General features: G+C 49.7%; 6 protein-coding genes and 1 tRNA gene. All 7 read right to left on the minus strand.

Annotated elements, in window-relative coordinates:
* Positions 1-242 precede the first annotated feature (242 nt).
* Positions 243-3,779, minus strand: coding sequence for an AAA-like domain-containing protein (locus LKE08_RS01490; protein WP_324702419.1), 3,537 nt, complete (start codon positions 3,777-3,779; stop codon positions 243-245).
* A 3-nt stretch (positions 3,780-3,782) separates the two neighbouring features.
* Positions 3,783-4,814 (minus strand): AAA-like domain-containing protein, encoded by a 1,032-nt coding sequence (locus LKE08_RS01495; protein WP_324702420.1) that lies wholly within the window; start codon positions 4,812-4,814, stop codon positions 3,783-3,785.
* 246 nt (positions 4,815-5,060) lie between these two features.
* Positions 5,061-6,659, minus strand: a complete 1,599-nt coding sequence (locus LKE08_RS01500) for a TROVE domain-containing protein (RefSeq protein WP_324702421.1) — start codon at positions 6,657-6,659, stop codon at positions 5,061-5,063.
* A 179-nt stretch (positions 6,660-6,838) separates the two neighbouring features.
* Positions 6,839-6,967: transfer RNA gene (locus tag LKE08_RS01505), tRNA-OTHER, on the minus strand.
* A 395-nt stretch (positions 6,968-7,362) separates the two neighbouring features.
* On the minus strand, positions 7,363-8,430 hold the full coding sequence (locus LKE08_RS01510; protein WP_324702422.1) for a hypothetical protein: 1,068 nt from the start codon (positions 8,428-8,430) through the stop codon (positions 7,363-7,365).
* 39 nt (positions 8,431-8,469) lie between these two features.
* The gene (locus LKE08_RS01515) at positions 8,470-9,456 is read right to left on the minus strand and encodes a hypothetical protein (protein WP_324702423.1); all 987 of its coding nucleotides are present in this window, start codon (positions 9,454-9,456) and stop codon (positions 8,470-8,472) included.
* Between the two features lie 39 nt (positions 9,457-9,495).
* A complete protein-coding gene (locus LKE08_RS01520; RefSeq protein ID WP_324702424.1) occupies positions 9,496-9,879 on the minus strand; it encodes a hypothetical protein in 384 nt (127 codons plus the stop codon).
* Positions 9,880-10,033: the final 154 nt, after the last annotated feature.

The following is a 10,033-nucleotide window of genomic DNA, read 5'->3' on the forward strand; positions in this document are numbered from 1 at the left end:
GATTTTCCCATCTGTCGCGAGTTCAAAACGTAGCAAAACTCCCCCCGTTTCAAAGCTTCGTAGAGGTCGCGATCGCAGGAGCGTTCCACATAGCAGGGAGCATCATTTTTGAGACTTCCGCCAACTTGATAGATCATTTTTGATCGGAAAATTAAGACACATTGAGGGATTGTGGGTACCCGATTTATTATTATAGGGCAATTTTTAAATTTTGGCGATTTTCATCCCGCCGCCGCGATTTTTTATCGTATTTTTCGGTTGTTTTTTGAAGTCCGGTCGAGGGACCGACGGCCGATCGGGTCACAGAGGGTGCGATCGCCCTCCTCAATTTCCGAATTCGTCCGCAGGTAATCCCGCACCCAGTCGCAGGCATATTCGAGTTCGTTGAGCGTTTCAATTTTTTCTAAATCCCATAAAATCACCGTGCGATCGTCTCCGCCGGACACCAAAAACTTGCCGTCGGGGGTAAAATCAACGGCGATCACCATACCCTGATGTCCCGGCAAAGTCCTCAACAATTCGCCCTCGAGGTTCCACAGCTTGATCGTATTATCCACGCCGGCCGTGGCGATGGTTTCACCGTCCGGACTGAAGGCGATCCGCGTCAACCCGTTACTTTTACCATCGATATTTCTCACCAAAGTGCCATCTAATTTCCAAACTTTAAAAGTACCGTCACGACCGCTAGAGGCGATCAGATTTCCGTCGGGATTGATTGCCACTCCCCAAACCGCCCCCTCATGGAATTGGGTGGTGAGAAGTTCTCCGTCAAGGGTCCACAATTTCACTGTTCGGTCTCCGCTGGCTGAGGCGAGAATTTGACCGTCTGGGGTAAAAGCCAACCTCCAAATTCGCTCCTTGTGGGCGACAAAACTGCGGAGAAGTTTGCCGTCGATGCTCCACAATCTGATCATCTTGTCATCTCCCGCCGAGGCGATGATTTGACCGTCGGGACTGATGGCCGTCGCCGTAACCGCCGCCCCATGTCCGGATAAAACTCCTATCGGCTTTGTCGATGACATCTTCAGCTCTTCTACATTCCAAAGCTCTATTTGAGAAGAGTTGCCGATCGCCATAATTTTTGAATCGGGCGCAAAAGACAAGGCGCCATTCCACGGTTGGGAAGGGGTGATTGTCCGCAAACGTTTGCCATCTGAAAGCCACACTTGGACCGTCTGATTGCTGGCGGATACGATCAATTTTTGATCCGGACTCACCGCCATATCCCACACGGTATCTTCGTGCCCGTGAAGCGATTTCAGCAAATTTTTTTTGCATTGCCAAAGTTTGACGGTTCCATCATCGCTTGCGGAAGCCGCCGTCAAACCGTCGGCACTCAAAGCCACATCCCGAACCACCGCTTTATGTTCTCTTAACGTCCCGAACGAAGTTCCGTCCGAATGCCAAATTGTGACCGCACGATCCTGACCGCTGGTGGCAATATATGGACCGCGATCGCTACAATCTACCCCGATGAGCGCCTCCTCTCCCTGCAAAGTCCTCACCAAGGTCCCGTCTCGTCGCCAGAGTTTCGCGGTTTGGTCCGAACTCACCGATACGAATAAATTGGTTTGCGGACAAAATGCCACGTCCCAAACGGGTCCCCGATGTCCGTCGAGATTTTTTGAAAATTTGCCGTCGATACTCCACAATTTGACCCGGCCATCGACTTGTGCGACGGCAATCATTTGACTTTCGGAATCAAAAGCCACATTCCACATATTTTTTTCATCTCCGGTAAAAGTTTTTAATAATGTACCGTCGAGGCCCCAAATTTTGACCGTACTATCTCCGGCAGAAGAGGCGATCTTTTTGCCGTCGGGACTGAATGCAACTCCCCAGACCGGAGCATCGTGTGCCCGAATATCTCGCAACAGTTTGCCATCGACGCTCCACAGTTTGACTGTGCCATCTAAACTCCCGGAAACTAAAGATTTGCCGTCGGGGCCGAAGGCGACGCGGTGGATTGTCGCCGAATGTTCCAGGGTTGCCAGCAAGGTGCCATCTTCTTTCCAGATTTTGACGGTTTTATCGTTGCTGCCGGTGGCGATCAATTCGCCGTCGGGAGTGATGTCAACGCTCAAAACACTGCCTTTATGGCCGATGAGGCGATTCACTTCGTGACTGCCATAAACAACTTGATTTAAAGCCGTTTCCACCGACTCAACTATTTTCTTATCCGCAACACCCACGGCGTCCGCTCGGCGTTTAGCTTTGATAGCCGCGACCATTGCTTCCAACTGATTTTGGGAGGAAAATAAACCTTTGGAAGAGGAAACCAGGGCAATAATTTCGCTCACGATCGCCTGTCGGTATTGCCAGCGGGCGAAGAGTCCCATCCCCGCCGATACAGCAAATGCGAGGCTGACGACCGCCAAAAATAACCGCTGCAATTTGGCGACTTTTTTTTCTTGCTGGAGTCGCTTCTGTTGTTCAGCCAGCCGCGCTTCGACCTCTCGAGTTCTGGCTGCCTCCAATACCATCTGTGCTTCCCGGCGATCGAGTTTTTCACTGTGGGATAAAAACTGATAATCCCCATCGCTCAAACTTTTTCCCATCGCCCAAGTTTGCGCGTCTTTTAAGGCTTGCCCCCGCAACAGGCGGGATTCGTCTTGTTGTTCGGAAACGATCCAGGCGTCGAAGGCTTGAGAATAGGGGCGAAGTTCCGAAAGTTGTCGCACCACCCATTCCGGATTGAAGACTTCTCCGTAAATGCGATTTTTGAGCCGCAATTGGCCGTCAATTTTGACAACCAACCCGGACAGCAGCAGCTCCGCCTGTTCGCGGCTGTCATCGACTTCGACGGACTGATGCTGCAAAACTTGTTGGTAAATCCCCAACAATCTGCCCGTCCATCGGGGGTTGCGAAAGAGGCGATCGCGGATGGTTTTTAAATGCTCCGGCTCGTCCTTCGACTGCCATTCATCGATCACCCGATTTCGGACAATTTGTTCGACCCGCTCGACTTCCTGTCTCGGCGGTATTTTTGATTGATATCCGAGCTCATTTTTGCGGTGATTGTCGCCGATAATTTTGCAGATTTTTTGGGTCAAAAATGGCTGTCCGTTTGTCCAATCTAAAATTTCTTTGATAATTTCCTGTTCGTTTCCGGATTCCGAGCCCAATCCCCGGGCGAGGGGTGCAACTTCTGAGAGGCTGAACCCCGACAGCGCGATCGCCGTCCCGATATTGAAGGGAGTGCGGGTGCGATCTTGAATCAAATCCGACGGCGTAGCGACTCCTAAGAGCGCGAATGTGAGGCGGTTGAATTTCGGGTCGGTTGCCCTCTGGTTGTAACAAAACCGGATTAATGCGAAAAAGTCATCGACGGAAAAATTGAGGCCGAGGATGCTGTCGATTTCGTCGATAAAAATGACGATATTCTGGTCGGGAATTTCGGCGGACAAGAGGCGGTCAAAAAAGTATCCCAACAGTTGCAAAAAAGAAATGTCATCGCTGTCATTCCACCACGTTTTTAAATTGAACTGCTTGAAGAGTTTAAAGCCTCTGAGTAGTTCTGCAATCATTCCTTTGTACCACTGCAGGGGCGTGATATTTTGGCCGCCGATCAGGGTCAAATCCAGGGTCGCACATTTGTAGCCTTCCCGTTGCAACTTTTGCCGGACTCTCACCATCAGGGAAGACTTTCCCATTTGGCGACAGTTCAACACATAGCAAAATTCCCCCCGCTTCAATGCTTCGTAGAGGTCGCGATCGCAGTCTCTTTCCACATAGCAGAGGGCATCACTTTTTAAACTTCCACCAACTTGATAAAACATTTTTTATTGGTAAATAGAGTCGGAAATTTCATTCAAATAATTTCGATACAAATCGCAGGAAATTTGACAGCAATTTTCAATCTTATCGACCAGACCGATCTGATTTAAATGGCAAGCTGCGATCGCGTCCATTTCCACGCCTTCCGGGCGATTTAACAATTTTTTCAAGGGTTCGACGAGTTGGGGACGCTCTCGGATGAAAGCCGACACCTCCTGTAAATGCCGGCGATAAATTTGCCCCTGCAACTGTCCGTCCGCAAAGAATTGATTCAAGGTCAAATTTTCCCGACAGATATGATAGAGTGCGAGACGCAATAAATAGGGTTTTCCGCCCGTCAATTTTTGGAGTTTAGACACCTCATTTTCGCTCCAATTTTCCAAGCCGTGACGGCTGACCAGTTCTTCAATCTGTCGAAAGTTAAAGGGGGGAAGTTCGACCGCAAGTCCGATATTGAACGGCGATTGATTGATGTTTAAATCGACGTAAATATCCGAATATTGCACCCCGATCCAATGAAGTTTTTCAAAGCTTTCAGTTTGTTTGGTCTGTTCGTACCAAGAACGCAGCAGCGGTAGAAAATCTTGGGCGATCGCAGGATATTCAAACACCCGATCCACCCAATTTAAAACGACCATTATCGGGCGATCGCTCTCTTCCAAAATATATTCTTCCAAATAAGTATTGCCGCTGACTTTTGCGCCGATATCTTCATCCCAATATTCATCCAACAGGCAAGGGATGTTCAACCCGTCGGTGATTTGGGTACAAAACCACTTTAAGAAAGTATCCAAATCGGCAAAAATTTCTCCGGCCGCATCCTGAAACGCGATCGGGACAGTTTTGTAACCGCAGCTTTTAGCCCGCTCTATAATTCTCAGCAGTAAAGAATGTTTTCCCATCTTGTGAGGTGCTTTAATTCGGATCAGGCTGCCCGGTTTTTCAATTTCCGAGAGTGCCGATTGTGCGATCGCACCCCGTTCGATATAAAAATGAGAGTCGAGAGGAACCGGAGCTTCGGGGCATTCTAAATTCATGTCAATCGATCTGGCACAATGTTTCCCATCCCATATTTTACATGAATTTCAAAGATTGAAGCGACCGGACAAAAAAAGGGATCGGCGTCGCCGATCCCTACCGTGAGAGCCTTATATAGCGTTTTTCAAGCTGGTAGGACACACTTGCAAATTCAAAGTCCCCATCCCCCCCTACCCCCCCTTTGTAAGGGGGGAGTTCAAGGGGGATTTAGGGGGATCGTGCGGATCTCATCGGATTGAAAGCCACTATAACTCCCCGGTTGCCAACATTTGGATTAAACGTGGCGTTCCCGGGTCAAATCCAGCGATATCCCAAGAATTCGGATCGTTGGGATCGACGAGACTGATGTTGTAAGGCGCCAACGTGATGTAAACCGCCTTGACATCAGGGTTGACGCGGCGGCGGTATTCCGCCAACGCCTGGGAGGGGTGGCGCCGTCCCGCCCAGCTTTCGGAGTCCGTCCAGAAGCAAATCACGTCCGCCTTAAATTTCTTCCGAATTGCCCAGTCGTAAGCCACCGAGGCATCGGTGCCGCCGAAGTTATGTTTCCGGGCTTTTGCGATCGCATCCGAGAAGGAATCTTTCCGGTGAATTCCCAAGTCGATAAACTGCGTAGAAAACCCCCGAATCGCGTAATTTTCTTCCGCCTTCGCCGTCGCCAATGCCATCGTCGTGGCAACTTCGCAACAACTCAAATTCACCGAACTGACGGTATAGCTGGACATGGAACCGGAGATATCGACGGCGTGTAAAAACACCTTTCCCGTCGGCGCGATCGCATCAAATGACAGTTCCAAAGCCTTCTCCAAAATATCCACAATTTGCGGAACCGGAGTCCAGCTTTTCTGGCTGCGCCCGACTTTTCCCCCCGACTGATAGGTTTTCAACGCCTTCAGCACGTCGATGGGGTGGATGCGACCTTTTCGCAGGTGTTTGACATTATTTAAATTCCCCTTCACCCGCTTCAAATTCGCCGGTTTGTCCCCCCGCAAAATCCGCAGTTGCGTCAGGGAACCCAGGTTTCGCAATAAAGCGCCGATCGGCATTTCATTGAATAACAATTGCCATGCCTTTTCGTCCATTTTCCCCACCGGCGCAGCCATTTCGTGGGTCAGATGTCCCTTGGCGATCGCCTCGTGGGTGCGATCGGGATTGCGCTTCAACCACTCGTACCACCAAATTTGAGACAGCGCCTCGGACGGCGCCCGTTCGGGCAGTATTTCCCATCCTTTCGTCGCCCACTCAAACAGCAAATCGTGTTCGGAAGTGGGGGGTTGAACGTGAAACAATCGCAGCGCATCTCGGTTGGAAAAACCGTGGCGCTGTTGGTATTTCAAAAACTGATAAGCCAACCCTTTCACGTCTTCCCGGGACAGCCAACTCGTCCCCGCCTCCCGGATAACTTTACCGAACCCCCGCAGGGATTTGGTATAATTCAACCACTCGTAAAAGTGACTTCCCGTGCGAACCACCTGGGGAAAAATTTCCAAAAACGCCCGCTTCGCTTCCGGCGTTTCCCCCGCCGACAGCAACACCAAAGCCAAAATCGGAGCACTATTATTAATCGCCCGTCCGTCGGAGGCGTAAACAATTTCTCCCGCCACCCGTTCCGGATTTTGTGCGATCGCCGAGAGCAAAACATCGACAAACGTTCCCGTCAATTCCTGCTTGTCGGCATAATAGGTCCGCTGTGCGGTTCCAATCAGTAAGCAACGCCGCAGCGTTTGCCAAATTCCCGCATCGAACATCCAACCGCCGGAATGTCCCCGGATCATCTCTTTTTCCCGCCCCGGAATCGGATGGTTTTGGGGCGTTTCAGACCCTACAAAAAACTTATAATTCATCTCACTTTCTCCGGCCCTTTCGGGCTACTCGCGGCTTCGGGATGTCCCGAATTGGCAGGGTGAGATTTGAACCCACATCTCTCGATGAAAAATCGACCGTTTTAACCGATAACCCTCAACTCTTCGGCCTTTTCAGGCAAGAATATTGAATCAAGGCTTTAGCTTAAACTACCTGCGAGTGGTGTAGCGGCGCGGGAGTCGAACCCGCATCTCCGACGATTAAGGGGGGATTCGTTAACAGCGATAACCCTCAATCTTCGGCCCGTGGGGGCAAAAAATGGTGCTTTACCAATTAAGCGACCCGCCACATGAATGGTGGAGTTGGGTTCGGTGTCGAACTCGCCTCCGCTGTCATGTCTCTAAGGTAAACGCCACCCCTTCCCCGAAGCGAATCTCGATGAAAATGGCTGAAATGCTGTGTTTGTATGGGTTTGAGAGTTCGGGGATGCGATCGCCTTGGGGGATTCCCCGAACTTTGTGAAAGCCGATCCCCCATTATCCCCCTTAATAAGGGGGACTTTGATGGTCATTCTCCCCCTAAATACCCCTTAATTTAGAGGATTTTTTCTATTAAAGAAGTGTGAAAAATTCATGAACATTTGAGCGACTAAAAGCCCCCAGGATTGGGGGTTTGGGGGCCGGAAGATTTTCAAATGACTCCCGATTGCTATAGCTCGGGAATGAATTCCCGAGCGGTGTGGGGTTATTTACCCTTCTGTTGATTTTTCGCCTGTTCCAACGCGATTTCCTTCATCGCCTGGAACGAATTGGAATTCGACGTCCCTTCGATCGCCTTCACCGCCAAATCTTGAACCTGTTTCAACGCCGCATCCAGTTGTTTCGAGATATTTTGAATCCGAAGATCTTGGCTTTGAATCGTTTCACTGAGTCCCTTAACCCGCAATTCGTAGAACTGTTTTTGACCCTCGACTTCCTTCGCGAACAAGTCAGCCTTGACTTTCGCCTGGTAATTGCCGATATTCCGCCCCATTTCCTTGCCTTTCTTGACGGTATCTTCCAAGTTCTTCTCGAATTGGGCGACTTTTGCGGTCACTTCCAAATGTTCGGTTTCCCGTTCCGCGATCGCCTTTTCCCGTTCGGCCCACTGCCGCTCCCGTTCTTGTTTGAATTCCGCCAACTGTTTGTACAGTTCGGCTTTATTTTGTTCGTACTCTTCTTGGTCAATTTCTCGCTGGAGGTTCAGGTTATATTTATAGGTTTCCTCGTCGCGATCGCGGGTTTTTTGATAATTCTCATTTCGTTCTCGGACGGCCCGTTGGTGTTCCTCCTGTTCCTTTTTCCAGGCGGCTTGCCGTTCCTGCCATTCCTGTTCCAACGCATCCCGGCGATCGGTCAATTCTTCCTCGAAGGTTTTGGAATTCTCCTCATATTGTTGAATCAAAACCTCCAACGTATCATCTTCAATCTCTTCGATACCGTGAAGATCCTGCAACTGCTGTCGAGATTCGGCAACCAAATTTTGCAATTCTTCCAAACGACTCGCTTCCGAAGTCAACTGCTCGGAAATTTCGCCGATAACTCCCCCGAAATTCGACTGAAACATCGTCAAACTTGCCAGCGTCGCTTCCAGTTTGGATTGGTTCGATTTCTGAGGTTTTTTGATGACGTTTTGGGTTGCCGTCGCGGCTCCATTGCCATTGGCAGCGGATTTTGGAAGTTGCGATTGCAAGCTGGACTTCTCTTTTTGAAGTTCCTGATACGCTTCGAGAATTTCTGCTTTGGTGTTGCGATCGCTGATTTTTTTTGCCATGATTCATCTCCTGGTAGTGCGGTTTAATTTTCGTCAAATTTATTTCTGATTTGAACTGCTGGAAAAGGCTCGCATCGCCAATTCTTGCGCCTGTTTCAGCGTTCCTTGCAATTGTGCGGACAAGTCGGCGATCTGTTCGTTCTGTCGCTGGATAGTTTGTTCCAACGATTCCACCTGCAATTCGTAACCTTGCTTCGTGGATTCCCACTCTTTCGCAAACAGATCCGCCTTCACTTTCGCTTCCCGCGTCGCTTCCTGAATCGCGTCTTCTTTCGCTTTGTTGAACGCCTGTTTCAACTCTTCTTCAAATCCTGCAACCCGCTGGCGATCGCGCTCAAATTGCGCCTGTTCCGCATCCAAAACGTTTTCCCGATCTTGCCAATCCTTCTCTTTCTCCTGCGTTAAATCCCGAATTTCTCGCTCCAGACTGCGCTTTTCTTCCTCATATTCGTCCATCTCAATTTGGCGCGATCGCTGCAAGTGATAATTATAATCCTCTTCTTCCTCCCGGCGAATTTTTGCCGTATTTTCGTTTTCTTCCTGAACCAACAGTTCAAATTCCTGCTGCTCTTTTTCCCAATCTTTTCGCCGCGAGGCGATATCTTTTTCCAACGTTTCTTGGCGACGGCCGGAATTTTGTTCGAGCAGGTTCAGCTTTTCCCGGTGTTCCTGGGTTAAAATGTGCAAGACATCGGCGACGACGCGAATTTTCTGGAGTTCCTGCGACTGTTGGGATGCGATCGCGATCCCCCGCCGAATTTTCTCCAACTTCTCGGATTCGGCTTCTAACTTTTGGGACAGTTCCGCGACGATGCCACTGAAGTCGAGCTGCAAATCCGCCAACCCCTTGACAATGCTATCGACGGTGTATGTGGCAGCCTGTTCGAGCACCTGCTTTCGCTTTTCCCGCTCCGACTCCTCCTCCTTCGTGGCGACTTTGGAGGCGACATTTTGGCGATCGCGGAGAATTTGCTGAAAAGTGGAAATAATTTGCGATTTGGTTTCCGGCATGGCGAGTTGTGTCATGGCTTTACCTCAAAACAATTGACTGAAGATATTCGGATTTTAACCGTCGCTCGGCTCCAAAAACCTCCGTATTTTTCCCAGACTTTTTTCGGGACTTGTTTGATTGCTATCGGGGCGATCGGTATTTTCTCGGATCAGGGTACTGAGGATCGTCTGGCAACTCTGACAGCGATTGCCCTCCCAGCAGTAACACCCCTCAACCAACCCAATCAGCAGCGCCTTCAGGCGTTTATTTTGCTCCAAAATCGTTTGATAATCCTTCTGAATGGATTTTACCACCCAGCTCATGTGTTGAAAATCCGCACAAATACCGTCCAAACTTTCGAGGGAATGATCTCCCAGGCGATCGCTCAGATCGAAGTTTTCCAGCAGTTGACGTTCCCACGGATCTTTTCGAGTCAATTTGACAACATTTTTCATCATTTCAGTTTCGTTTGTTTTGCAGATTTAAAGTGGCGGGGAAATTTTCGATAAAAATATAGCGGAAGATCCCCCTAAATCCCCCTTATAAAGGGGGACTTTGACTCCTCTTGCTCCCCCCTTATAAAGGGGGGCTGGGGGGGATCGAATGGCTCCC

Source organism: Lyngbya sp. CCY1209, assembly GCF_035615495.1.
Lineage (GTDB): Bacteria > Cyanobacteriota > Cyanobacteriia > Cyanobacteriales > Microcoleaceae > Limnospira.